This is a genomic window from Vibrio ostreicida, assembly GCF_013074385.2.
Lineage (GTDB): Bacteria > Pseudomonadota > Gammaproteobacteria > Enterobacterales > Vibrionaceae > Vibrio > Vibrio ostreicida.
The window spans coordinates 47,976-72,563 of record NZ_JABEYA020000003.1 but is presented as its reverse complement, the minus strand read 5'-3'; the positions used below and the strand labels follow the sequence as shown (position 1 = coordinate 72,563).

General features: G+C 46.5%; 19 protein-coding genes and 1 riboswitch. Of the genes, 16 read left to right on the top strand and 3 right to left on the bottom strand.

Going from position 1 to position 24,588, the window contains the following annotated elements; genetic code table 11:
- The first annotated feature begins 17 nt into the window (after positions 1–17).
- The 8 genes from aer2 (at position 18) to HLM86_RS07290 (ending at position 11,166) form a co-directional block, all read left to right on the top strand.
- Entirely contained in the window at positions 18–3,563 is a 3,546-nt protein-coding gene (gene aer2 / locus HLM86_RS07325; RefSeq protein WP_083949324.1) for an aerotaxis transducer Aer2, read from the top strand.
- Entirely contained in the window at positions 3,548–4,402 is an 855-nt protein-coding gene (locus HLM86_RS07320; RefSeq protein ID WP_170882509.1) for a CheR family methyltransferase, read from the top strand. Before aer2 ends, HLM86_RS07320 begins: the two co-directional genes overlap by 16 nt.
- Positions 4,403–4,410: 8 nt before the next feature.
- Entirely contained in the window at positions 4,411–5,055 is a 645-nt protein-coding gene (locus HLM86_RS07315) for a chemotaxis protein CheD (protein ID WP_076588255.1), read from the top strand.
- Positions 5,055–6,098 carry a protein-glutamate methylesterase/protein-glutamine glutaminase gene (locus HLM86_RS07310; RefSeq protein WP_170882508.1) on the top strand — a complete coding sequence of 348 codons (1,044 nt, stop codon included), beginning with the start codon at positions 5,055–5,057 and terminating at the stop codon, positions 6,096–6,098. The genes HLM86_RS07315 and HLM86_RS07310 overlap by 1 nt, the downstream gene beginning before the upstream one ends.
- Before the next feature lie 25 nt (positions 6,099–6,123).
- Positions 6,124–7,293: a methyl-accepting chemotaxis protein gene (locus tag HLM86_RS07305; protein ID WP_076588251.1), complete on the top strand. Its 1,170-nt coding sequence runs from the start codon at positions 6,124–6,126 to the stop codon at positions 7,291–7,293.
- A gap of 61 nt (positions 7,294–7,354) precedes the next feature.
- Positions 7,355–7,654, top strand: coding sequence for an STAS domain-containing protein (locus HLM86_RS07300; RefSeq protein WP_076588249.1), 300 nt, complete (start codon positions 7,355–7,357; stop codon positions 7,652–7,654).
- A gap of 21 nt (positions 7,655–7,675) precedes the next feature.
- On the top strand, positions 7,676–9,370 hold the full coding sequence (locus HLM86_RS07295; protein ID WP_170882507.1) for an ATP-binding SpoIIE family protein phosphatase: 1,695 nt from the start codon (positions 7,676–7,678) through the stop codon (positions 9,368–9,370).
- Positions 9,371–9,492: 122 nt separating this feature from the next.
- Positions 9,493–11,166: a flagellar assembly protein A gene (locus HLM86_RS07290; RefSeq protein ID WP_170882506.1), complete on the top strand. Its 1,674-nt coding sequence runs from the start codon at positions 9,493–9,495 to the stop codon at positions 11,164–11,166.
- Here HLM86_RS07290 and HLM86_RS07285 read toward each other — a convergent pair.
- Positions 11,158–11,418 carry a hypothetical protein gene (locus tag HLM86_RS07285; protein WP_170882505.1) on the bottom strand — a complete coding sequence of 87 codons (261 nt, stop codon included), beginning with the start codon at positions 11,416–11,418 and terminating at the stop codon, positions 11,158–11,160. The two genes, HLM86_RS07290 and HLM86_RS07285, sit on opposite strands and share 9 nt — an antisense overlap.
- Positions 11,419–11,487: 69 nt before the next feature.
- Between HLM86_RS07285 and mrdA the strand changes: the two genes are divergently transcribed.
- From mrdA to HLM86_RS07265, 4 genes are all read left to right on the top strand, one after another.
- A complete protein-coding gene (mrdA, locus tag HLM86_RS07280; RefSeq protein WP_170882504.1) occupies positions 11,488–13,383 on the top strand; it encodes a penicillin-binding protein 2 in 1,896 nt (631 codons plus the stop codon).
- A gap of 100 nt (positions 13,384–13,483) precedes the next feature.
- Positions 13,484–15,118, top strand: coding sequence for a methyl-accepting chemotaxis protein (locus tag HLM86_RS07275; protein WP_170882503.1), 1,635 nt, complete (start codon positions 13,484–13,486; stop codon positions 15,116–15,118).
- A 517-nt stretch (positions 15,119–15,635) separates the two neighbouring features.
- Positions 15,636–17,513: a PhoX family protein gene (locus HLM86_RS07270; RefSeq protein WP_170882502.1), complete on the top strand. Its 1,878-nt coding sequence runs from the start codon at positions 15,636–15,638 to the stop codon at positions 17,511–17,513.
- A gap of 472 nt (positions 17,514–17,985) precedes the next feature.
- Positions 17,986–18,429, top strand: a complete 444-nt coding sequence (locus tag HLM86_RS07265) for a VCBS domain-containing protein (protein WP_170882501.1) — start codon at positions 17,986–17,988, stop codon at positions 18,427–18,429.
- Positions 18,430–18,446: 17 nt separating this feature from the next.
- On the opposite strand, the gene HLM86_RS07260 is transcribed toward HLM86_RS07265, so the two are convergent.
- Together HLM86_RS07260 and HLM86_RS07255 are read right to left on the bottom strand one after the other, a co-directional pair.
- Positions 18,447–19,340: a LysR family transcriptional regulator gene (locus HLM86_RS07260; protein WP_170882567.1), complete on the bottom strand. Its 894-nt coding sequence runs from the start codon at positions 19,338–19,340 to the stop codon at positions 18,447–18,449.
- A gap of 120 nt (positions 19,341–19,460) precedes the next feature.
- Complete coding sequence (locus HLM86_RS07255; RefSeq protein WP_170882500.1) at positions 19,461–20,291, bottom strand: HDOD domain-containing protein; 831 nt, start codon at positions 20,289–20,291, stop codon at positions 19,461–19,463.
- A 212-nt stretch (positions 20,292–20,503) separates the two neighbouring features.
- Here HLM86_RS07255 and HLM86_RS07250 point away from each other — a divergent pair, with 212 nt between their 5' ends.
- The 4 genes from HLM86_RS07250 to HLM86_RS07235 all read left to right on the top strand — a co-directional run bounded on the left by HLM86_RS07250 (position 20,504) and on the right by HLM86_RS07235 (position 24,504).
- Positions 20,504–21,007 carry a lactoylglutathione lyase family protein gene (locus HLM86_RS07250; protein WP_076588233.1) on the top strand — a complete coding sequence of 168 codons (504 nt, stop codon included), beginning with the start codon at positions 20,504–20,506 and terminating at the stop codon, positions 21,005–21,007.
- A 73-nt stretch (positions 21,008–21,080) separates the two neighbouring features.
- Positions 21,081–21,178, top strand: a riboswitch (TPP riboswitch).
- An 81-nt stretch (positions 21,179–21,259) separates the two neighbouring features.
- A complete protein-coding gene (thiD, locus tag HLM86_RS07245; protein ID WP_076588231.1) occupies positions 21,260–22,090 on the top strand; it encodes a bifunctional hydroxymethylpyrimidine kinase/phosphomethylpyrimidine kinase in 831 nt (276 codons plus the stop codon).
- 198 nt (positions 22,091–22,288) lie between these two features.
- Positions 22,289–23,032 (top strand): phosphatase PAP2 family protein, encoded by a 744-nt coding sequence (locus tag HLM86_RS07240; protein ID WP_076588229.1) that lies wholly within the window; start codon positions 22,289–22,291, stop codon positions 23,030–23,032.
- A gap of 239 nt (positions 23,033–23,271) precedes the next feature.
- A complete protein-coding gene (locus tag HLM86_RS07235; RefSeq protein WP_076588572.1) occupies positions 23,272–24,504 on the top strand; it encodes a hypothetical protein in 1,233 nt (410 codons plus the stop codon).
- Positions 24,505–24,588 lie beyond the last annotated feature (84 nt).

The following is a 24,588-nucleotide window of genomic DNA, read 5'->3' as shown; positions in this document are numbered from 1 at the left end:
TCAGTGAGAGGTGACACATGGCATTTTGGAATAGGAAACCGCGACCTGCTGCAGCTGCGCAATTTGGTGCAACCGCTCAGGATAGCTTGATGGATGACTACGAGCCTGAGCAGGGACTGTCAAAGGACCAGCTGTTTTCGGCTTTGAATGCAGCACAGACAGCATTAATGATGATTGACCGGGATTTTAACATTACGTATGTGAACCAGAAATCTCTTGATCTACTAAAAATGCATGAGTCACTTTTTCAATCTTTGTGGCCAAACTTCAAAGCAGATGAAGAATTTTTGATGGGATATTGTATCGACGGATTTCATTCCAATCCCGCGCACCAGAGGCAGATGTTGTCCAATCCCTCGAATATGCCCTATACCACAACGATAAAGGTTAAGGACGTTGAGATTGAACTGAATGTCGGGGCCATTATCGACGGCCAAGGGGATTACGTTGGTAACACGCTCGAATGGTCTGATGTGACGGATGCGATTAAGCAGCAGGATGATATGGCTCGGTTGCAAGCGGCGGTTAACCAGGCTCAGACCGCCATGGTCATGATTGACCGAGATTTTTTGATCATCTATGCGAATCAAGAAACCCTAAAACTGTTTAGCAAACATGAAGCGACCTTCCGCTCTGTTTGGTCTGGTTTTACTGCGTCTGAAGACTGGTTGATGGGGCGCTGTATTGATGAATTTCACCAAAACCCTGCGCATCAGAGGAAGTTACTGTCGGACCCTGCCAACCTTCCTCATAAAACCGATATCAAGATTGGTGACTTAATTATTGAGCTCAATGTGGCGTCTATTACCGATGCACAAGGAAATTACATTGGCAACACCTTAGAGTGGTCAGATGTCACAAGCATTCGTGCACAGCAAGACGATGTGGCCAGATTACAAGCGGCGGTTGATCAAGCCCAAACCGCCATGGTGATGATTGACCGAGATTTTCTGATCACCTACGCCAACCAAGAGACAATAGACTTATTCGGCAAACATGAAACGACGCTGCGCTCAGTTTGGTCAGGGTTTACCGCATCTGAAGAGTGGTTAATGGGGCGCTGCATTGATGAGTTCCATACCAACCCAGCTCATCAGAGAAAGCTACTGTCGGACCCGAATAACCTCCCTTATAAAACCGACATTAAGATTGCGGATTTAATTATTGAACTTAATGTAGCCTCCATCACTGATGCGCAGGGGAATTACATTGGTAATACGTTGGAATGGTCGGATGTCACGGGCGCCCGAGCTCAGCAAGACGATGTGGCCAGATTGCAAGCGGCGGTTGATCAGGCCCAAACCGCCATGGTGATGATTGACCGAGATTTTCTGATCACCTACGCCAACCAAGAGACAATAGACTTATTCGGCAAACATGAAACGACGCTGCGCTCAGTTTGGTCAGGGTTTACCGCATCTGAAGAGTGGTTAATGGGGCGCTGCATTGATGAGTTCCATACCAACCCAGCTCATCAGAGAAAGCTACTGTCGGACCCGAATAACCTCCCTTATAAAACCGACATTAAGATTGCGGATTTAATTATTGAACTTAATGTAGCCTCCATCACTGATGCGCAGGGGAATTACATCGGTAATACGTTGGAATGGTCGGATGTCACGGCCATCCGTGCACAGCAAGATGAGGTGGCAAGGTTACGAGCGGCGGTTGACCAAGCTCAGACCGCGATGGTGATGATAGATAGAGACTTTTTCATTACTTACGCGAATCAAGAAACCATTGACCTGTTTGGGAAGCACGAAGCGACCTTGCGGACGGTTTGGGCGGGGTTCACGGCTTCCGAAGAGTGGTTGATGGGCCGGTGTATAGACGAGTTCCATAAGAACCCAGCTCATCAACGGCAGATGCTCTCGGATCCCGGAAATTTGCCCTTCCAAACCGACATCGACATTGCTGACATCAAAATTGAGTTAAACGTAGCGGCGGTGACGGATTCAAAGGGGAATTACATCGGCAACTCTTTGGAGTGGCGAGATGTCACAGAAGAGCGAGCACAACAACAAGAAGTTGGACGTTTGGCTTCAGCGGTCAAGGGCATGACAACCAATCTTATGATGGCCGACAAAGACGGGATTATTCAGTACCTTAACCCTTCACTATTCAATTTGCTCAAGTCACGAGAAGACGACTTGAAGAAAGTGCTTACTGGATTTGATGCCAGTAACTTGGTGGGAAAAAATATCGATGTTTTTCACAAAAACCCCAGCCATCAAAGAAACATCATCAACAATCCAGATCGCCTGCCTTTTTCCTCCAATATCGCGGTGGGCGGGTTGGAGTTCAACCTGACCTGTATCGCCATGCATGATGCCAGTGGTAACTATATTGGGCCGGCATTGCAATGGGAAGACATTACCGAGCAGCAAGATGGGCAAAGACAAGTTGAAGCAATGATTCAGCGTGCCATTGCTGGTGAATTTGCTGAACGAATCGATACCTCCGTTTATAACGGCTTTATGAAAGAGCTGGGGGATGGCATCAATAATTTGCTCGATACTATGGTTGCCCCCATTGGTCAGTGTATTGATGTCATGAGTCGGGTCGCGGACGGCGATTTAAATACGAATATGGACGACGACAACAAAGGTGAATTTGGTCGCCTTTCTGATGCCGTCAATACCTCGATCATCAACTTACGCAATATGGTCGATAAAATTACCCAATCTTCGGCTCGCGTAGCCACGGCGTCGACGGAAATTGCAGAGGGTAACAACGATCTTAGTCAACGGGTAGAAGCACAGGCTTCAAACCTTGAAGAGACGGCGGCCAGTATGGAGCAAATGACGGCAACGGTGCGCCAAAATGCAGACAACGCAAAAGGCGCAAATACGCTGGCTGAAGATGCAACCAAAAAAGCCAGCAAAGGCGGTGAAGTGGTTGGTCAGGCAGTATCAGCGATGTCTGAGATTAACACCGCAAGCAAGAAAATTGCCGATATTATCGGTGTCATCGATGAAATTGCCTTCCAAACTAACTTACTGGCCCTTAACGCAGCGGTAGAGGCAGCGAGAGCGGGTGAGCAGGGGCGTGGATTTGCGGTGGTCGCGGGTGAAGTGAGAAACCTCGCTCAGCGAAGTGCTGCGGCGGCCAAAGAGATTAAAGGCCTGATCAAAGACAGTGTCGAGAAAGTTGATGAAGGCTCGCGTTTGGTGGATGAATCTGGAGAAACGCTCAGTGAATTGGTGGAAGCGGTTGAAAAAGTGAATGGATTGATTGCGCAGATTGCGTCTTCGAGTATCGAACAATCCACGGGTATTGATGAAATCAACCGAGCCATTTCTACTATGGATGAAATGACACAACAGAATGCCTCTTTGGTTGAACAAACCTCGGCGGCCAGTCAGTCACTTAAAGACGAAGGTAAGCAGCTTATTCACCTAATGAACTTCTTTGCCAGTGACGACAATGTGTCGACATTTGAAAGTGCTAAGCGACCAGATACCGGTGCACCGAAAGGCAACGTAAGGGAAATACGTGCACCGCGCGTTGCTAATTCAGGATTAAGCGCGGGCGAGGACGGGGAAGAATGGGAAGAGTTTTAACCCGCAACGATAAGGATTCAACGGATAATGAATTTGAACTGACGGACAAAGACTTTAAATTTATCCAGTGGTTCATGCATAAGCATGCCGGAATCTATTTTTCTGATCGAAAGAGGACCATGGTATATGGCAGAGTCAGCCGCCAGTTGAGGCGGCTGGGCCTCAAACGTTTTTCAGACTATCAGCCACAGATTGAGCAAGATGGCGAAGAACGAGTGAATTTTATCAACAGCCTGACGACCAACAAAACCCAGTTCTTTCGTGAATATCATCACTTTGAGTTTCTAGAACAAGTCATGCTGAAAGAGTGGAAACAAATGGGGCTGAAGGATCTGAGCATTTGGTCTGCGGGCTGCTCCACAGGCGAAGAGCCCTACAGTTTTGTTTCATCCTTGAATTGTGCCGGTGCTTTTAAGCAGTTTGGACAGGTCTCAATCACGGCCACGGATCTTGATACCAAGGTTTTGGCTCATGCTAAACAAGGTATCTACAGCGATGAAGCGATCTCTTCTATTCCTGAAAAATATCTGAAGTCGTCTTTTTTTAGGGGGAAGGCGAGTCAGCGAGGAAATATTAAAATTGCGGAGAAGTTACAGCAGTTTATTCGATTCAAACAACTCAATTTGTTGGAGGATTGGGATTTCTCTCATCCATTTGACCTTATTTCATGTCGTAATGTGATGATTTATTTTGATAAGCCGACTCAGGAGAAGCTGATCAGACGGTTTCATCAACAATTGAAGCCTAACGGTGTGTTGTTTATTGGCCATTCTGAGAGTGCAGGGTCGTGCAGTGACCTGTTTCGCAACTTGGGCAAAACGATTTATGTTAAGCAATAGGAGCAACAATGATCGGTCCAAAGGCAACTAAGCCCAAGTACGAAAATAGCCACTTTAATCGCTTTTATCATCCGCAAAAGGAAAAGCACATGATCAAAGTGTTTCCTGGCGGGCTGTATTGTACCGCTGAAGACGAGATCATCGCGACGGGTCTAGGGTCGTGCATTTCTGCGTGTATTTGGGATGAGTTTGCAGCGGTCGGCGGAATGAATCACTTTTTATTGCCTTTTCATAATCATTCAGAAATTAATGCCTGGAGTCCGGATGAGGTTGTGTCTGTCGCGTCACGTTACGGTGGTCATGCGATGGAAATGCTGATAAACGCTTTGATTTCTCGCGGGGCGTCAAGAAACAGGCTCAAAGTGAAGTTGTTTGGGGGCGCACAAATGTTGGGCCGTCACTCGATGATAGGAGAAAAGAACATCGCTTTCATTCTTAAGTATGTTGAGCAAGAACAATTGCAGGTGGTTGCTCAAGACTTAGGGGGCATCGATCCCAGAAAAATCATGTTTGACCCGCTCAAGGGCAAAGCTTGGCTTAAGCGTATTCCGTACAACGAAGTGCATCACTTACAGCAACAAGAAGACAAATATGCCAGCGAGCTGGACAAAGAAAGTCATCGTTCACATGACGATGATGTGGAGCTGTTCTAATGAAAAAAATTAAAGTGTTGGTGGTGGATGATTCTCCTGTTTTTCGGGCATTACTTTGTGAATTGATCAGCTCTGACCCTGAGCTGGAAGTCGTGGCGATGGCGGAAGATCCTTTTGAAGCGAGGGAGCTTATTAAGGTTCATAACCCAGATGTGCTGACGTTAGATATTGAGATGCCCAAGATGAATGGGGTTCAGTTTCTAAAAAATCTGATGCGTCTGCGGCCGATGCCTGTTGTGATGATCTCGACCTTGACCCAACATGGCGCAGAGCCGACCTTAACCGCGCTTGCGCTTGGGGCGGTGGACTACTTTCCCAAGCCCAGTGTCGAGGCGACTGGGGAAATGGTCAACTATAAAGGGTTAGTTAACGACAAGATCAAAATGGCGGCTGGTGCAAATGTGCTTCAAGACAGAAGTAAGCATCATCCGGCGAAAAAAGTGCAAGCGGAGAGCTATAAAACGTCAGTGGAAGTGATTGCTATTGGGGCCTCCACGGGGGGCACTGAAGCAGTCAATCAAGTTTTGTCGGCCCTGCCCGCTGGGCTGCCTCCTATTATCATTACGCAACACATTAGCGCAATGTTCAGCGCATCGTTTGCGGCACGGTTAAATGAAAACAGCGATATTCAAGTCAAAGAATTATCAGTCAGTAAAGCGCCTTTAGTTAATGGGTGCGCTTATGTGGCCCCTGGAGATAAGCATTTGGTGGTCACAAAACGGGGAAACCACTTATATTGCCAACTTGATGATAGCCCCGCTGTCAATCGGCACAAACCTTCTGTCGATGTGATGTTTGATGCGGTTTGCGAGACGGTCGGAGCTAACTCAATTGGCGTAATTTTAACTGGAATGGGACAAGATGGCGCTCACGGCATGCTCAATATGAAGCAAAAAGGGGCCAAGACAATTGCTCAGGATAAAGCGTCTTCGGTGGTCTGGGGAATGCCCAGAGTTGCCGTAGAATTAGACGCTGCTCAACAAGTCTTGAATCTAAAAAAGATCCCTCAGGCCATCTGTGACTGCTTAAAATCAAGCTCGTAACAGAATATAACGTCAGGAAAGTGCGATGAGTAAAATAATTACAGACTATAGGTACCGTTATGGTTTTGCGATAGGCGTTCAAATTGTTTTATTGTCGATTGGTATGACTTTGTCGTCCTCGATGGCGAATGTCGCGATTGCGGTCCTCGCGGCCGCTATACCATGGTTCGTGTTCCCACGTGTTGATTCGATGGTTAACAGAAAAACGCTGACTCCCGTGGCCGATGATGCACCTCGCGATAACCGGTTGTTAACAAAGAGTACGAGTGAGGTTTTGCGCCAGCTCACCACCCAGCTCAATGAACCACTGAATCATCAACATGGTGTGGTGGATGAATCGGCGGAAACGCTCAACGAAAGTTTCTTTGAATTACAACGGTTAGCCGAAGGACAAAATGAAATCACCAAGCATTTGGTCGATAACCTATTAGGGAACCGAGAAGATACCTACGATATAACTCAAGTTCTGCCTGAAACAGAAGCAATCATTACTGAGTTTGTCGACACGTTAATTAAAGTCTCTGAAAGAAGTATTTCCGCGGTTCATAGTATTCATGATATGTCCGATAAGTTAGATATCGTGTTTAAACTGTTGGCACAAGTGAGAGGGTTATCCGAACAAACGAACTTACTGGCTTTAAATGCAGCGATTGAAGCTGCGAGAGCGGGCGAAGCGGGAAGGGGGTTTGCTGTTGTAGCACAGGAGGTGCGTAATCTTTCGGTGAAAGCTGATGAGTTGAACCGTGAAATTGGCAAAGAAATCAATATCGCTCAGGAGACGGTCCAAGAGGCTAATAAAACGGTGGGAGAAATGGCGTCAATTGACATGACTGAAGCGATTTCATCGAAGGAAAAAGTAGACCAAATGCTTAAAGGCGTTCAGCAAGTGAATGAGGCCGTCGAAGAGGAAGTGCAAAAAATCCAGTCGCTTGGCGACACACTGCATCAGCGGGTTGGTGATGGTATTCGAGCACTTCAATTTACCGATATTATTATTCAACAGGGGGACTACGCGAAACTCAGTGTCGGCTTTCTGGAGAACATTTGTGAGTTACTGGCAGCGCATGCGGAGAAAAAAGTCAATCAGGAACAGTTGATTCAGTCTTTGTCTGAGCTGAAATCCAGTATCGATCAACGTGGTGCTCCCGCCGCATCTCAGGAGTCGATAGAAGAGGGTGAAGTTGAATTATTTTAATTTTTTAAATGAAACGGTTTGTATAAGTTTAGATACTGATTGTAAAAAATAAGGGGATTGTATGACGGTTGAAGCTCAAGTTGATTCGAACTCGAAGCAAGTGACTATATCCATTGAAGGGGCGTTTGGGTTTAACTTAGTACAGGATTTTAGGCGCTGTTACTCTGATAAAAAAGATTTCCGATTTACTATCGATCTGCGCAAGGTGGATTATATCGACAGTGCCGGACTTGGGATGTTGCTCAATATGCATAATTACCTCGAACAAGATGATGGGATGATCCGCATTACCAACACCTTGCCACAGGTGAGAAAGATTTTGACCATCTCTAGGTTCGATAAAAAATTCTCCATTGAATAGTGGTTAGTTGAGGAAACGCTTATGCATGTGATAATCGTTGACGATCATGCCACCAATCGAGAACTTTGCGGCGCTATGTTAAGTCAGGTCGTTGATGAGTTGACCAAGTTTGAAAGTGGTGAGGGGGTGGTTGAGGCCATGGAGGAGATGCCATCGCTGCCGGATGTCATCTTGCTCGATGTCATGATGCCAATAAAAGATGGCTTTACTACAGCGCAAGAAATTCGGGAGGCGTTTCCACAGCACCACATCCCGATCATCTTTCTCACCGCTCTGGATGACCTCGATTCATTTGAGCGTTGCATGTCCTTGGGTGATGACTTTATCCTCAAGCCCGTTGAGAAAAGCATCTTAGTCTCTAAAGTGCAAGCGCACTTTCGTATCGTTAAAATGCACCAAGAGGTGCGGCTTCAGCGTGATGAACTGAGTAAGTTCAATGAGCATGTGCGGTACGATTATGCGATCGCCGAGTCGATTTTTTCCAACCTAATGGATGAAATGAGCGCTCAGGTGAAAGGCATCTACGGGGTCGACTATATTTCTACGCCGTCTACGGTGTTTAATGGCGATCTCATCCTTGTGGCTAACCGTCCCCATGGTGGTGTTTACGTCATGATAGCGGATGCAACGGGGCATGGTTTACCTGCTGCTATCTCGGCTATTCCGGCAACCCGAGCCTTTTTTTCGATGGCGGCAAAGGGGCTTGCGCTGGGAGAAATCATTAGAGAGCTTAACGATGTGTTAGGCCGTTTTCTTCCCATGGGAATGATGCTGGCGGCCAGCGTGTTTGAAATTCGGGCGAATGGTTTTGAGGTCTCTTGGTGGGGAGGTGGGCTTCCCGATGGTTATTTGCTGGATAAAGACGGTGCCATTTTGCGTAAGCTGGTGTCGACTCATATGCCTTTGGGCGTATTAAAGCCCCATGAGTTTGAAGGTGAGCTTGTTCACTTAAAGCTAGAGCCGGATCAGAAAATCGTCTGCTATACCGACGGGGTGATTGAAGCTGAAAATGAAGAAAGGGAGCAATTCGGACAAGAGCGGCTTGAAGCATCATTAGCGGTCAAGCGCGCGACCATTCCAACGTTGTTTGATGCAGTGAGAAAATTTGCTAATCGGAATGTCGGTGATGACTTGTCAATATTGACCATGCAATTCCCCATTTCGAACAACAATGAAGTAGAAGCCAAACCAGCCAGCTTTTATCTCAGCAAAATCGCGACTGAATCTACGTTGCACTTTCCCGCCTCTGTGCTGAAATCGGTGAGTGTAATGGGCGAGGTTAGGCAATGCTTAATGGGCTTATTTACAGGCCATCACTTGGATTTGGTTTGCTCTGTTTTATCGGAACTGTTCGCTAACGCGATTGAACATGGGTTGCTAGAGTTAGATTCGAAGATCAAAGAAGAGCCCGATGGCTTCTTCACTTTTTACCAACTTAGAGAAGATAAACTGCGCGATATGCCTGAGCATTTGTGGGTGACACTATCGATTCAATTTGACCCCAGTACACGTCAGCTTTTGATGGTTATGAAACACAACGGCAGCGGTTTTGATTATGTTAAATATGAAAAAAGCATCGAGAAGTCGACCACACATGGACGAGGGATTGTTTTGGTGTCGGAACTTTGTGAATCCATGAAGTATTCCAAGGCAGGGAGGTGTGTCAAGGTGGTTTATAATTTTGACTCTAATCACGCGTTCCCAGGTGTTGTCTAGCGATTTACAGTGTAAACATGGGGGGATAAGTGACTTATGCCTGATTTTACTATAAATTGTATATAGCATTGTAATTTAATTTTATAGACTGAAACGGTGATAGTTTATAGAGTGGGCTGTAGATGTGGAAGAAATTAGTCAGCTTATCTGAGGATAATCAGCAGGTTATCGCAAAATTGACGCCAGATGTGAATCTGGAAGGTCGATTTGACAGTGAAGGTGTTGAAGACGCTTTAGAGGCACTGAACGCCAGCAATTTCTATTTGTTGCAGGATGAAATTGTCCGGTTTGTTAACTGCGCCAAAGAAGGCAAAGGTGAAGCTCAGGTCGGCTTTGCGATTGCCGAAAAGCGCGACGCAAGTGTTGAGGTCGATTTATCAGAGCAAGACATGCTGGCCAGTATGATTGTGACGGGCGCTTATGGCGGCAAAGCCCTTCGGGGGCCCCAGATTGTCCAAGCCCTCGCTCAGGCACACATCACCAAGGGCATCAATAAAGCCGCATTGAAGAAAATTCTGGTGATGAGCCATCAACTCAAGCCCGGTGAAACCTTTACCCAGCCCGTGGCGAAAGGCAAAGAGCCGATTCAGGGACAAGACGCCAAATTTATTCCCCTCGTTCAAGACATTACCAAACAAGTCCTCGCACCAACCGAAAACGATGACGGTAAGGTGGATATGCTTAATTTGGGTGAGACAGTCACCGTTGATGAAAAAGCCCGTTTGATGAAGCGTATTCCAGCAACAAAAGGCACTTCGGGTCTCACGGTGCAAGGGACGTCCATTCCACCTCAATCAGGCAATGACGCCATGCTTAAAGCCTCAAAGGGATCGGAAATTTCACCAGATGACCCCAATTTGTTGATTGCTTCGGTTTCTGGGATGCCGATGATCAAAGAGCGCACCGTTGAAGTTGAAGACGCGTTGTGTCTTCCTACCATTGGTGTGGCAACCGGTCACATTAAGTTCAAAGGGAATGTGTTGGTGACGGGCGACATCGAGTCAGACATGGTTGTGCGGGTCACAGGCAATTTGACGGTCGGTGGTTTTATTGAATCTGCCGATGTTCAGGCTCAGGGCAATATTGATGTGGCAAAAGGTATCATCGGTCATAATGTTTCCGGAGATGAAAAGAAAAGTTGTCAGGTCAAATCGGGTGGGACGATTACCGCCAACTACGCGCAATTTTCTGAGATCCAAGCGGGCGACAATATACATCTTAGTGTCCATTGCATGAACAATGAGCTGCGTTGCGGGCAAGACTTAACGGTCAGTGATGCGGCCGAAAAACAAGGCACCTTGAGTGGCGGGAGTGCTAAGGTCGGTGGCAAAGTGGTCTGCATCAACCTCGGTGTAGAAGGTGATACGGCGACGCATGTGCATGCTTTTGCTAAATACCATATGTTCAAAGAGCGCCAAAAAAAGTACAAAGAAGAATACCGAATAGCGCAAGAAGCGACGATGGAAGGGGTGCGTCAAGAACTTGAGTTTAAGAAAAAACCCAAAGCGGAGCGCAGTGAGGAAGAAGAAGCCTCGATAGAAAGTCATAAGAAAGAGCTCAATCAACATCTTGAAAAAGTAAAAATGGCCAGAGATAGCTACGAGATGGAGTTTGAACAAGCGCTGGTCGATAACATTATTGAAGTCAAAAATAAAGTTTACACCCATGTCACTGCTCAGTTTGGTGAAGAAAAAGTGACGACAAAACGAGTTCATGGCGCCAGCACCTTTTCGTTTAATCAATTTGAAATTAGGCTTGCTTCTATGCTTGATGAGGAAGCGCTTGAATCAGAATAAACGGCAGTATGTGATTGCTGAGCCTTCCATTATCAATGGTTTATTTTCGTCTTCGTCACCGTGAGCGATCGGTTCCATCGCTATGGGCGCGCAACGTTCCGTCAGGAGGCCCTTGATCCTTGGGATAAAGGCCAACCAGAGCAATGACTCGCTAAATATACTCGGCTGGTGAGGACGGTCGTGAGTTGCAGAATGCTCACCTCCTGACACTCTCCACACACAAGCTTGACGGCTTGTTGTTACAGTATCCATTAATGTCATAAGAATTTGGGCTGACGGCATCGGCTTTTTGGACGCCGTCGTCAGTCGTTAACGAGCTGTATGAAACCTAACTGCCCATCCAATCGATTTCGCAATCATCAACTGGAAGTCACATTGTTTAAGCACCGTGCCATTATTGCTTTTATCGCGATGATGCTGCTTTCTGTTGTGCTGATCGTCAATCTTTACTCATTGGAAGTAAGAGACTTTTCTTATTATAAAACCCGCGCCAACGATAACCGAATACAGGTGTTGCCCATTTCGCCTCCCCGCGGTCTGATTTACGATCGAAATGGTCAGCTGATTGCTAAGAATATCCCTGTTTATGTGTTGCAGGTGTTTCCCGATAAGACGACGAATTTGAATCGTTCAATACGCGCGTTGCGAGAATATGTCGCCTTATCCGAGGAGCAGGTTGAGCGGCTAGAGACGCTCAATCGTCGCCGATTTAAGCCGATCACGGTCAAAACGGGGCTGAGCGAAGAAGAAGTGGCCAAATTTTCCACACACCAGCATCAGCTGCCCGGATTTGTGATTAATGCCGAGATGAAGCGTTTCTACCCTTATGGTGAGTCATTGACTCATGTTATAGGTTATGTTTCCCACATTAATGATAAAGACATTAAGCGGTTAGATCAGCAGGGCGAGCTGGCAAACTATCGAGCGACAAAGAATATCGGCAAGCTTGGGATTGAGCGTTACTACGAAACCCTGCTGCATGGCAAGCAGGGCTATGAAGAAGTCGAAGTGAACAGCCGAGGTCGAGTGATACGGACACTTAAGTCTGTGCCTCCTGTGGCGGGTAAAGACATCGTCCTGAACATTGATGCGGATCTACAAAATTATGTCTATCAGCTTTTGGGTGATAGGCAGGGCAGTGCTATTGTCCTTGACCCAAAAGACAATAGTGTCTTGGCGATGACATCCAGTCCGAGTTATGACCCCAACGCTTTTGTGGATGGCATTTCCAGTGCCGCGTACCGAAAGTTGTTGCAAGATGTTCATCACCCTTTGGTTAATCGCGCCACGTTGGGTGTCTATCCGCCAGGGTCGACCGTGAAACCTTTTATCGCGATTGCAGGCCTGACTGAGCAAGTGATTAGTCCCGACACGCGACGCAACGATCATGGGCGCTGGCAGATCCCCGGTTCCAGCCGCCGTTCAAAGGCGTGGCGTGATTGGAGACGCTGGGGGCATGGTGATGTCGACATTACCATTGCCATTGAAGAATCGGTGGATTCCTTCTTTTATCAGATGGCCTACGACCTAGGTATCGATAGAATCTCTGATTGGATGGGGTTGTTTGGTTTTGGTCGTCTGACGGGGATTGATCTGCTTGAAGAGACGGAAGCGAATATGCCAACGCGAGAATGGAAACAACGTCGACATCACCAGCCATGGTATAAAGGAGATACCGTACCGGTAGGCATTGGGCAAGGGTATTGGACCGCCACGCCTCTGCAGCTGGCGAAAGCAACCTCCGTCTTGGTTAATCACGGCGATGAACGGCCGCCGCATTTGTTAAAAGCCATCATTGAGCATGGCCAGAGTTTCGACTCTGCGGAGCCAATTGAAACACCTGTGGTGAATTCTATGGCTCACGTAGAGGATAAATTTTGGGATCTTTCCCTCAATGCGATGCGTCTTGTGAATCAGGGGTCGCGAGGTTCGGGAAGACGAGCGTTTCGCCATTCGCAGTATTGCAGTGGAGGAAAGTCCGGGACGGCCCAAGTATTTGGACTCAAGAAAGATCAAGTGTACAACTCACGTGAACTGCGGCACAACTTACTTGATCATGGATTGTTTACTGGATTTGCGCCCTGCGATGAGCCCAAATATGTGGCTACCGTGGTGATCGAGCATGGTAATGGTGGAGCGAAAGTCGGTGCGCCGTTTGTTCGCCAAGTCTTTGATCATCTCTTGGTGCCGTCGACAAACCCCAGTGGATCGGAATGAATCACGAAGTGCGTGCCCCCAAATTACCCTGAGTATTAGCCAACCTACAAAATCTCAACTAACGTATTAATGTTGGTTTGGTTTTTTAAGGGATGCAAACATGAAAAAGGTGTTGTCTCAGTTATCGGTTACGCATCGCCTTCTGGCGATTTTTGTTGTATTCATCGTGACCATTGTGTTGGTGGCGACCGATGTCATCTTGACGTTGGAAAAAAACAAGCAGGATGGCACGGTCATCAATGTCGCAGGTCGGCAGAGAATGCTGACGAAAAAGTTTGCGAGTGAAGTTATGTTGTCTATCTACGAAGGGCATAAATCTCAGCACGCTCAACTCAATTATGACAACACGATAAAATTGTACGAAGTCTCGCTGAGGGCCCTCAAAAATGGTGGGCAGACCTTTTCTGACTTGACAATGAATAAACCGCTTAACCTCGTCGACAGTTCGGCGACAGACTTTAAATCTCGGCTGGGCGCGATTGAACAGCTTTGGAATACGCAAAAGGCGATGGCGCTGACCCTGTTACAACAGTCTGAACCGCCAACGGAACCTCAGGTGGACGCTTTTATGCTCGCGAATCATAAAGTACTGGGTGCGATGCACCAAGCGGTATTGAGTTATGGTCAATACGCAGGCAACAATGTGGCGAGCCTGAAGCGCGACGTGGTGGTCATCTCCAGTGGTGGTGTGCTGGTGGTTATTGTGCTGTCTTTTATGATCGGAACCAGTTTGACGCAGCCTATCAATCAATTGGTGTCCATTAGTCGTGATACCAGTAAAGGTGACCTTGAAGAGAAAGATTATATCGATGAGATTGTGAATAGTAGCGAGCTTGGCTTGTTAGCAAAAAATATCCAGTTGATGCGCCATGCTCTATCTTCAGTGGTGAAAGGGCTTAAAACCAGCGCTGAGAATATCACCCACCTTTCTTCGCGTGTGGAAACCTTGTCTCAGGAAGTCAATGAAAGTTACGAAGACGAGAAATTAAAGTATCAGGAAATTTCCGAAATTTCTGATGGATTAGTACATTCATTCGAGCGCGTTTCGAATGTGGTCGGCCAAACACTGGAATCAGCAGGTAAAAGCCAGACCAGCGCAAAGAATGGCTTGGAGTCCGTCCATGCCAATATCAAAGCGGTCGAGCTCGCGTCGGAAGAATCGAAAAAAGTCTCGGAAAACATTCAGCAACTCAGTTCAGTGGCTGAGCAAGTTTACAGCATTATTGACGTGATTCAGACCATCGCAGAGCAAACCAACCTATTAGCGCTGAACGCTGCGATTGAAGCCGCGCGAGCGGGTGAGCAAGGGCGTGGTTTTGCCGTCGTCGCAGACGAAGTTCGCATGCTGGCGAGTAAAACTAACGATTCGACTGGGGAAATCAGCAAATTACTCAATGATTTAACCGAGCGGGTCAAAGTCTCAGTGGATTCCGTTGGTCAATTGCAAAAAGAGGTCGAAAACAGTCGGCAGTGCAGTGGTGATACCGCGACCAACATCGAGACAATATCGGAAACCATTGCCCTAACCGTCGAACAGCAAAATGAAATTGCTTCAATGATTGATGAGCAGTCGCGCAGCATTAAGGATTTGAAGCAGGCGCAGGACTTTTTATCCAACTTACTGCAAAACACCAGTAATAAAATAATTAATAGCTCGCAAATTGCGATGGATATGAGTGAGATGGCGAAGGGTATTTCATCGACTCTGGACGATTTTTCACTTCCGAATAAATAGAGTGTGACGTTTCGTTATTTAGCAAAAAAAGGCCCGTATCGGGCTTTTTTACTGTGTATTATCGCGGGGCTTGCGCTCGGCAAGCGTGCCTTGGATGGCAACGTCTTCCCTTTCAATTATTGCCGTCAGATCGCTGGGGTTTGGTGAATGCCTTATTATTGGTCTCTTTCCAGTACTGTATTCGAAGGCGATGTAACCGTGCTTTTCTCATCCTTTTCATGATATTCCTTCCTTGCCTCGTTATTGAATGTGTGGGGCCGTTGGCCTCCAGTTATTCCCTAGAGAATCTAAGTTTGAATATGGACCGAATATTGAGGTTTTTCATGGATTCTCATCGATAAAGCCATGAAAGATTGAGGAATTGTGAATTCCGATAACGATTAATCAGCCTGTCATGTAATAAATCACAAAGCCTGCTTGGATTCTCCGCTATCGGTAACGGTTTAACCTGTTTGTCACCTTTGCTGACTATTATCGGCTCGAAATGATAATAATGTCTTTAATCAAGGAGTCAGCAATGTGGAATCGTAATCAACAAGATGTTCATTTTAACCAGATGATCGAAGCGAGATTATCGCGGCGTGGTTTCTTAGCGGGCAGCGCTGCGGTGGGAGTCGGTGCCTTTTTGTCGCTTAATCCCATCAGTAAAGCGCTGGCCGCAGACAAGCGCAGTAAACTACTTAACTTCGAGGCCGTACCAGCTTCAACCGCCGACACGATCACGGTACCAAAAGGTTACCAAGCAACTCCCCTGCTATCTTGGGGCGATCCAATTTTCCCTGATGCACCATCATTTGACCCGAGCGGAAAACAAAAAGCGCAAGCTCAGGCTCGTCAATTTGGTGACAATACCGATGGCATGAGTTTGTTCCCCATTGCCGATGAGAGAGCTGTGATGGCAGTCAATAATGAGTACACTAATTATGATTTGTTGTTTGATCATGGCGGCGAGGCGATGACGGCTGATGACGTCCTGAAAGCGCAGGCTGCGCATGGTGTTACTGTATTTGAAATCGTCAAGTCCTCTGGAGAATGGCGCTTGGATAAAAAGGGCCAGCGCAACCGCCGTATTACCGCGAATACAGAAATGAGGTTAACTGGGCCTGCCGCCGGTCATCGTTTAATGCAAACCAAGTTTGACCCTTCAGGTATGCGGCCTCTGGGTACTTTCAACAACTGTGCGAATGGCCAGACTCCGTGGGGGACTTATTTGACGTGTGAGGAAAACTTCAATGGTTATTTTGGGAGCAAGGCCAGTGCGACGGTATCTGATGATCATGCTCGCTATGGGATCACTGCAACACCGAGCCAATACCAGTGGCACAATACGGATGAGCGGTTTGATGTCACTAAACATCCCAACGAGCCGCATCGTTTTGGTTGGGTAGTCGAAATTGACCCTCACGATCCGACATCGACACCATTGAAGCGCACGGCCCTTGGCCGATTTAAGCATGAGAATGCGGCACTGCTGATCAATGATGATGGTCATGTTGTGGTCTATTTAGGGGACGATGAGCGTGGTGAGCATCTCTACAAATTTGTTTCTCGAGGAAAATATCAGCCCAATAACAATAAAGCGAATCGAAACCTACTTGAAGAAGGGACCTTATATGTTGCTCAGTTTGAGATGGACGACGTTGAGCTTAAAGGGCGTGGCAAGTGGCTGGAGTTGACTTATGGCAAGAACGGACTGACCAAAGAAAATGGCTTCAACGATCAGGCTGAAGTGATGATTTTTGCACGTCGCGCGGCGACTCAGGTCGGGGCAACAACCATGGACCGTCCTGAGTGGGTGGCAATACACCCAGACAATCGCCACGTTTTCTGTACTCTGACAAACAATAAGCACCGTGGTGTGAAAGAGGGCCAGCCAGTCGGCGGACCCAATCCACGTAAGGAAAACCATTATGGCCAAATTGTGCGTTGGGTGCCTGACAAGGGCAATCACACCAGTGATGGCTTTGAATGGGATCTCTATCTGATTGCTGGGAACCCATCGGTTCACAAAAACACGCGATACGCTGGCAGTGACAACATTGATCAAGACAATATGTTCAATAGCCCTGACGGGATCGGATTTGATAAAGCGGGACGTTTATGGATTCAGACCGATGGCAATTACTCCAATAGCGGTGATTTTGCAGGGCAGGGAAATAACCAAATGTTGTGTGGGGATCCTATGACGGGAGAAGTTCGCCGTTTCTTGACAGGGCCGGTTGCCTGTGAAATTACTGGCTTGACCTTCTCGGAAGACAATCGGACTCTATTTGTGGGTGTTCAACATCCAGGAGAAAAGGGCGCGCCTTCGCATTTTCCTGCCGGAGGGAAAAGCAAACCCCGTTCCACTATCATGGCGATCACTCGTGAAGATGGCGGTGTGATCGGCGCCTAATGACACTGGGATCTCTATTGACGAAGGGGCATCATGCCCCTTTTTTAGTTTTTGTGACCGTCAGCATCTGGACCCTTTGAGCGCTGGGATGCTGATTGCTGACCATAGAGAACCGATCAATCGTCAATATCAAAAGGTAAACGGGTGAGTTTTTAGGGTGTGAGTTCCTTGTTTATCGACGGTTTGGGACAAGAATCGAAAAGAGCATTTGGTCTGTGGGAGAATTTATTTGGGACCAAAATGGGTATTTTTTGTCTCATTTTGCATCTTATTTTGAGAATGGATTATTCTAATGATAAGAGACTTTTTTTATCTTATTGATTGATGTGCACTTTGATTCTTATGATTCTTATGATTTTGTGAATTTAGTGGCGCGCTGTTTGCATTAGTTTCGATAAAGAGTGGTCAGGCTTAGCGTGAGTTTTGCATTGCTGCGTAAGCTGGTATTGAAGATATGCACGGGGAGAAAATTATGGCTGAACCGTTTTCACCGCCGCTTTATCAAGCCTTCGATGGTAACGAAGTGAGCAAAGTTAATCCTTCTTTAGGGCAACGTACAGGCCGTCAATATGGCGGTGCCAGTGCCGATATTAATCGACTGAATAGCTCGCCAATATTGGTCGATTCAGGTTCATTGGTCGAAGGATTGGACAAGAACGAGCAAACTCGATTTGATCCCTCTAGCGTTGAGGCGCTAGGACACGAACTGGGTACTCTTGTGGTGGATAAACAAGGACGCTGGAGCTACTCGGTCTACAAAATAAAGATGCATTATCTCGTTGAGGGTGAAACCAAGATTGAGCGCTTTGGCTTGAACTCAACCAGTGGCAAACAATATTGCATTACGTTGACACTGGTGGGCGTAAAAGACGGCGTAATCATTGATGAAACCGCCACCGAGATTACGTGTAAATAGGGTTACAGACGCTAAACTCAGTCTGAGTAAAAGTAGCGAATAATCGTCTCTGTGATGGTAACCGTTCGTTTCGGCAACTTTCGGTGGCGCTTGGTCACAAAGTATAGGGTTTCAGCCACGTCGTTGTTGGGTTGATAGATATCAATGTCTCTTTTGTCGGGAAAACACGCCAGTGCGCTTTTAGGGAGCACGGTAAACCCAACGCCTTTTGCCACTGGCAGTAAGATCTGGTTGAGCTGATTAACATAACCTTTAGTCGGCAGATCGCTGATGTTGAGGTTCTCCAGTGGTGGTTCTCCGCATTTGGACAAATAAAAGGAGAGATAGTGATCCACATCTGGATGCCTGATCAAGCCGAGTGATACTAACCTCTCTTTTGTCAGTGCTCCTTGGTTATAGAACTTAGGCACGAGCAAACACAACACCTCTTTACCCAGCGGTTTTACGTCAAATCTTGAGTCAGAAGGAGCCTGAGTGACGATGCCGATGTCTGTTGAATCGTTTAAAATATCCGCGATAATTTTATGCTGTGGAGCGGCCTCAACCGAAGGAATTAAGCCTTTGTATTTACATTGTAAATCAATAAGGTGAGGGTAGAGACCTAGAGCTAAAGAGCCCGAACAAGACAAAGATACGGGGCCATTATAGGGATCATCTCCAGTGAGTGAGCAGAGAAGTTCCGCCTGTTGCGACTGGACTTGTTTCGCGTATTGATAAACAGATTTTCCCGCATCGGTAATGTCAAACGTCTTGTTGTGTCTTGTGATTAAAGGTTGCCCACAGGCTTTTTCGAGCTTTTGTATGTGTTGGCTAACGCCTGGTTGGGTCATATAAAGTGTTTGGGCGGTTTTGGTAAAGTGACCGGTTTCAATCAATGTCTGAAAGGTCTGAAGCCATTGGAAATTGAGCATAGTCATCGTCTAATCACAATCAATCATGTTGTCGAGTCTAGGAAATTACGTGTCATCTGGATAGAAAAATTTTGGCGAAGCGGGTCATCCGCTTCGCCGACATGGCGCTTTCGAGACGATTTATGCGGCATTGAGTTGTGCGGCGAGTTCTTTGCCATTGCCACGATATTTGTCTACCGTAGGTGCGAAGGTAGCAGAAATATGCAGCAATCGAGAATCTGGATGCTCTGCTAAATATCGGGCTTTGGCTTCGTCGCTGTTTAACTGATCCCAGTCACGGTGAATGGAACGTGCGAGATGCAGCGTCGTGGCCATTTTGGGGGAAATCTCAGCTTCTCGGGGTTCATAATAATTTGCAATGGCGTCAACCATAGGTGACGGAAATTTCCACGCCTTCGCTAGCTTTGCGCCCAACGCTGGCGCTGTGATATCGAGAATTTCTTCCTGAACCGCGATCGCATCTTCCCCCGCTTCAGAACGTTGATTGATTTGCACTGCGGCTTCTGGGACCAGTGTGTGAATCATGAGTTCACCAATATTATGTAAAATGCCTGTGGTGAAGACTTCATTGGCATCCATATCGGTCTCATCAGCAATTTTACTCGCAATGACTGACACTTCGAAGGTGTCCTCCCAATATTGAGTCATATCAAGCGTTTGCACTTTATGGAACACACCTGACAGCACAGAGGCAACGACTAAGGTCCTTACAGGCCCAGTTCCCACTCTAAGTAGGGCTTCATTGACTGACGCAACAGATTTGTTCCCGCCAAAATGAGCGGAGTTGGCCATACGAAGTAATCGGGCGCTCAATATCTGGTCCGTCGCAATTTTTTTCGATAGCTCGCCAAAATCCACTTCATCTTTATTCACCATATCAAGCAGTTCTTGCAATATTTTCTGAATTCTCGGTAGTTCGTTGAGACGAGATATTAAAGCCTCCTGACTCATGGTTCACTTCCTTATCTTTATTGAAGAGCTTTCTTACTATAGAACAGTAAATGATTTTGATACAAAGTCATGGCGAGGTAGGGCTGTCATTGAAGTTAATAACAAAAAATTATCATAATAAGAATAAATGATAATTTTTAGTGTTTTCTATTCATGCTTAATATGGTGGCTACCTTGCAGTTGTCTGCTGCATGAAACTTAAAGAGGTCACGATGTCAAAACCATACCCACGCAATTTTTCTCATATCGGCATATCTGTTCCGGATCTGGAGGCGGCCGTTACCTTCTACACTCAGGTTTTAGGTTGGTATCTGATTATGCCACCGACAGACATTGTCGAAGACGATTCTGCCATTGGTGAGATGTGCACAGATGTATTTGGGGTAGGATGGGATCGCTTTCGCATTGCGCACCTTTCAACAGGTGATCGTATCGGTGTGGAATTGTTTGAGTTTAAGGACCAACAGAGCCCAGAGGATAACTTTGAATACTGGAAGACGGGCATATTTCACTTTTGTGTTCAGGACCCAGATGTTGAAGGGTTGGCAGAAAAGATTGTTGCAGCGGGTGGCAAAAAGCGCATGAAAGCACCTCGTTATTACTATCCGGGCGAAAAGCCCTATCGTATGATCTATATGGAAGACCCTTTTGGTAATATCCTCGAAATCTATTCTCACAGTTATGAACTCCACTACTCCGCTGGGGCATATCAGTAAGCGATAGAAAGGTTTTGCCATGATAAAAAGGTAGGAGGATTTACTTCGATTTTTGTTTCCTGTTATTATCACGGCTCAATCGTCGGGGTGCCCTTGGGCTGAGATCGTCTTGCGAAACCCGTTGAACCTGATTCAGTTAATACTGGCGTAGGGAACGTTGAGCATTGTGATTATTGGCCCCTGCTGACGCTAAAGTAGTGGTAAGTTGGTCATCATCAGCCAAGGTTTCTTAACGCTGTTTTAGGAAACATCATGAAAGCATCACCACAAGCCACGCCTATCGTTTTGACTATCGCAGGCTCTGATAGCAGCGGAGGAGCGGGGATTCAGGCGGATATTAAAACCATCTCAGCGACAGGCAGTTATGCCTGCTCTGTTATCACCGCTGTCACGTCACAAAACACACAGGGAGTGGCCGCAATACACCCGATCCCTCTCGCGCATATTGAAAGCCAACTTGACGCTGTGTTTGCCGATTTAAACGTCAGCGTGATTAAAGTGGGCATGATGGCAGACTCGAGTATTATTCAATTAGTTGCCGATAAAATTCAATGCTATAAGCCGGATTACTTGGTTGTGGATCCAGTGATGATTGCGACCAGCGGCGCTGTTTTGTTAGAGGAAAGTGCGGTGACAACACTCAAACAATCGCTTCTTCCACTGGCTGATTTAATTACACCTAACCTTGCTGAATGCGCGGCGCTGGTTAATGCACCGATTCCCGTTGGTGAAGACGATATGGGGGCCTTAATTGAAGAATTACGCCAGTTGGGGTCGGAGGCAGTGCTGCTTAAAGGAGGCCACCTTCCTCAGTGTCAGGGCAGCAATGATCTTTTGATCATGCCACAAAGCAGCGAGCTATTGCGTGCGAAACGCATTCTCACTCGCAACACTCACGGGACTGGTTGTACCCTGTCATCCGCGATTGCCTCCTACTTAGCTCAAGGAAACCGGCTTCATAAGGCGGTGTATCTTGGCAAACAATATATTTCTCAGGCGATCAGTCATGCCGATGAACTGGCAGTGGGTGATGGCCATGGACCGGTGAACCACTTTTTCGCAGGACACAGTCAGGTGCGGTGAGGGTTAAAACTGGCCTAGGAGGGTTGATTTCATTTGTAGGATGAATGTTTTTTTAGGGGGGATTTAAAGTATGAATTTAATGACGCCAAAGTCGCTCAAAGGGTACGAATCTTTCTTCAAATTGACATTGAATTAAACGTCTTCGTGAAGAGCTCGATTAGTATATGGCTATCTTGTCATTGGGCTCAGGGCGCCATCATGAAACATTATTTCATAGAAAAACAATACGGTTTAGGTTTGTTGGGCGGTTTCTTTGTCATTATTGGACCTCTGTCCTGGCAGATCAGTCATCTTGATTTCCTGGGTCCTGTTTCTGACATTTTCGGCGCGACCTTAACTTTATTGACCTATTCCGCTGGGCCAGAAGGTTTTGTGATCACTTTGCTAATTTTGATCGCGCTGACGCGAAAATTGATGCCCAATGTGCCCAATTGGTTGAGTAAATTGGTGCAATTGGGTTTGATTCTTGTGATTGGCTTTGTGTGTAAAACGGAGCTTAAGCAAGTCACTCAAAGCCCTCGGCCCTATACCTATCTTTTGTCACACCAACTCTTGCTGCCTAACCCGACCCATTTTTACAAACTGGATAGTGCGCAACAAGCTCATGTTATCGATGAAATTTCCGGTCGTGTGAGCCCTTGGCGAACTCGCCACTGGTACAAGGAAACCGATTATTCTTTCCCTTCGGGGCATACTCTTTTTGCGGCAATTTGTTTAGGTTTTTTTGGTCAACTTTTTATACGTTCGCGGTGCTACGGACTGGCGACTACCTTGAGCGTTTGGGCCGTAGGGGTGGCTTACAGCAGGCTGTGGCTGGGAATGCACCGACCTATTGATCTGTTAGGTTCGATCTTATTTGTTACGCTCATTTATCTTTTGATTCCGGACTTACAGAAAGTCCGCGAAAAATTGTTCACTCGGGGTTCGAACGCGGTGACTTGACGCTCATCTTGATTTATTTCGATTGAAAGTCGTGTTCGGCAATGTTGAGCTTCAGATGTCAATCTTGTCAAAAGTCATACATGCCTCCCACTTTTTGTTTGTTTTTTTTACAAAATTTCGAGTCGAAGAGATCACATTTTTTATAAAACTCGCTATTATTTGTTTGTTGTTTATTAATTTATCAGCTATCGATTCGCGTAGGCAGGTAAACAAAATCCATGTTCAGTGGTGAGGTGTGTATGCAGATTAATTTACTCAAGCGTCTTATTAAAAATATAATCTTTGGTAAAACAGATGATACCGCTGCTGGGGTTCAGGTTGCCGAAATGGCGGATGCTCGAATGGGGGCCATGTACATGTTGGCCAGCACTGAGATCTCAAAAGTTGCGATCATTTCTAATGCTCATTACTTCAATACCTTTGTTGTCGGGATAGAGCCATTTGAAGACTTTAAAGATGCCGCTATGGGCTTGCTCAATAAAACCGAAACCATGACCAAACTGAAAAATAGTAAAGCGGGTAAAAAAATCGCGAAAGTAGCAGAAAAAGCGAGTGAAATGACGTCCGCGGCGAAGGAAAAAATTAAGCAACTATTGTCCGATTTTTTTAGAACCTTGTTGGATAAAGTGGGCGATGTCTATGGCGATTTGTTACATGGCATTGAATGGTTAACTCAGGTCGGTACTTGGTTGATCAGTAAGTTTGCTGGCAATTTTTCCAAATTAATTCCTGGTTGGGGGCATGTCCAAAGTGCCTCTGGCCTCTATTCCGCAGTGAAACAATCCATCATGAAAGCCAAGGACCTGATTACTCAAATTTATAAAGGACGTGGGGTGGAGTTGCTTGGTGGCCATCCAAGTATTATATCCCGAACCTTGGCGCGTCACTCTGCTACCGGTGTATTGGGGGGGATCAAAGACTTCACCATGAGCGTGGCTGGTATTGCGGGCGCAACCGCGGCAGGGATCGGTTCTATCATCAGCTTGGTGATCAGTATTTTAGAAAGAATCATTAAATTGGTGGACTTTTTTGTTCAGCGCAGCCTACTGTCGAACGTGTTAGAGCGTGCCACCAAAGAGTGGCATAATCGAAGTTCTCAGAGCAGTATAGTCCATGACCATAAAAGGTTTTCAGAGTGGTTTCAAAGGGCGGTGATGACGACGCCAATTGTCTCTGCATTGGTTATGGGAAGTGGTTTTGTTGGCCACCCTTATCGATTTGCCACGCTTCTGACTGCCAAAGGTGAGGTGGTTTCTCAGGGAGAATTTGACAAGGCGGTGGTGTATATCGAGAAGCTCAAGTCCTTGTCGCAGCAGTACGTTCAGGAATATTCTAAGAGTTACAAAATTGATTTCACGAGCAGTGATGGGGTGGTCAACGCACGGCTCAATGAGTTGAAAAAGGGAAAAGGAATGTTGGATGGGCATGAATTTGCGGTGCGTTCTGCGTCAGTGGTGCCCTCGACGCCTTAGTGATACCTCCCATCACAGACCACATATTGGCTGAATTATTTTTTACGGCGAGAATGGTCAGTATTGATTATAAGAAATAGTCGG

What these genes read in the sequence shown, in the direction of transcription:
- thiD (WP_076588231.1), top strand. Translation starts at nt 21,260, where the DNA reads ATGAAAGCATCACCACAAGCCACGCCTATCGTTTTGACTATCGCAGGC.
- HLM86_RS07275 (WP_170882503.1), top strand. Translation starts at nt 13,484, where the DNA reads ATGAAAAAGGTGTTGTCTCAGTTATCGGTTACGCATCGCCTTCTGGCG.
- HLM86_RS07285 (WP_170882505.1), bottom strand. Translation starts at nt 11,418, where the DNA reads ATGGATACTGTAACAACAAGCCGTCAAGCTTGTGTGTGGAGAGTGTCA.
- mrdA (WP_170882504.1), top strand. Translation starts at nt 11,488, where the DNA reads ATGAAACCTAACTGCCCATCCAATCGATTTCGCAATCATCAACTGGAA.
- HLM86_RS07260 (WP_170882567.1), bottom strand. Translation starts at nt 19,340, where the DNA reads ATGCTCAATTTCCAATGGCTTCAGACCTTTCAGACATTGATTGAAACC.
- HLM86_RS07310 (WP_170882508.1), top strand. Translation starts at nt 5,055, where the DNA reads ATGAAAAAAATTAAAGTGTTGGTGGTGGATGATTCTCCTGTTTTTCGG.
- HLM86_RS07320 (WP_170882509.1), top strand. Translation starts at nt 3,548, where the DNA reads ATGGGAAGAGTTTTAACCCGCAACGATAAGGATTCAACGGATAATGAA.
- HLM86_RS07265 (WP_170882501.1), top strand. Translation starts at nt 17,986, where the DNA reads ATGGCTGAACCGTTTTCACCGCCGCTTTATCAAGCCTTCGATGGTAAC.
- HLM86_RS07305 (WP_076588251.1), top strand. Translation starts at nt 6,124, where the DNA reads ATGAGTAAAATAATTACAGACTATAGGTACCGTTATGGTTTTGCGATA.
- HLM86_RS07290 (WP_170882506.1), top strand. Translation starts at nt 9,493, where the DNA reads ATGTGGAAGAAATTAGTCAGCTTATCTGAGGATAATCAGCAGGTTATC.
- HLM86_RS07255 (WP_170882500.1), bottom strand. Translation starts at nt 20,291, where the DNA reads ATGAGTCAGGAGGCTTTAATATCTCGTCTCAACGAACTACCGAGAATT.
- HLM86_RS07295 (WP_170882507.1), top strand. Translation starts at nt 7,676, where the DNA reads ATGCATGTGATAATCGTTGACGATCATGCCACCAATCGAGAACTTTGC.
- HLM86_RS07315 (WP_076588255.1), top strand. Translation starts at nt 4,411, where the DNA reads ATGATCGGTCCAAAGGCAACTAAGCCCAAGTACGAAAATAGCCACTTT.
- aer2 (WP_083949324.1), top strand. Translation starts at nt 18, where the DNA reads ATGGCATTTTGGAATAGGAAACCGCGACCTGCTGCAGCTGCGCAATTT.
- HLM86_RS07300 (WP_076588249.1), top strand. Translation starts at nt 7,355, where the DNA reads ATGACGGTTGAAGCTCAAGTTGATTCGAACTCGAAGCAAGTGACTATA.
- HLM86_RS07235 (WP_076588572.1), top strand. Translation starts at nt 23,272, where the DNA reads ATGCAGATTAATTTACTCAAGCGTCTTATTAAAAATATAATCTTTGGT.
- HLM86_RS07270 (WP_170882502.1), top strand. Translation starts at nt 15,636, where the DNA reads ATGTGGAATCGTAATCAACAAGATGTTCATTTTAACCAGATGATCGAA.
- HLM86_RS07250 (WP_076588233.1), top strand. Translation starts at nt 20,504, where the DNA reads ATGTCAAAACCATACCCACGCAATTTTTCTCATATCGGCATATCTGTT.
- HLM86_RS07240 (WP_076588229.1), top strand. Translation starts at nt 22,289, where the DNA reads ATGAAACATTATTTCATAGAAAAACAATACGGTTTAGGTTTGTTGGGC.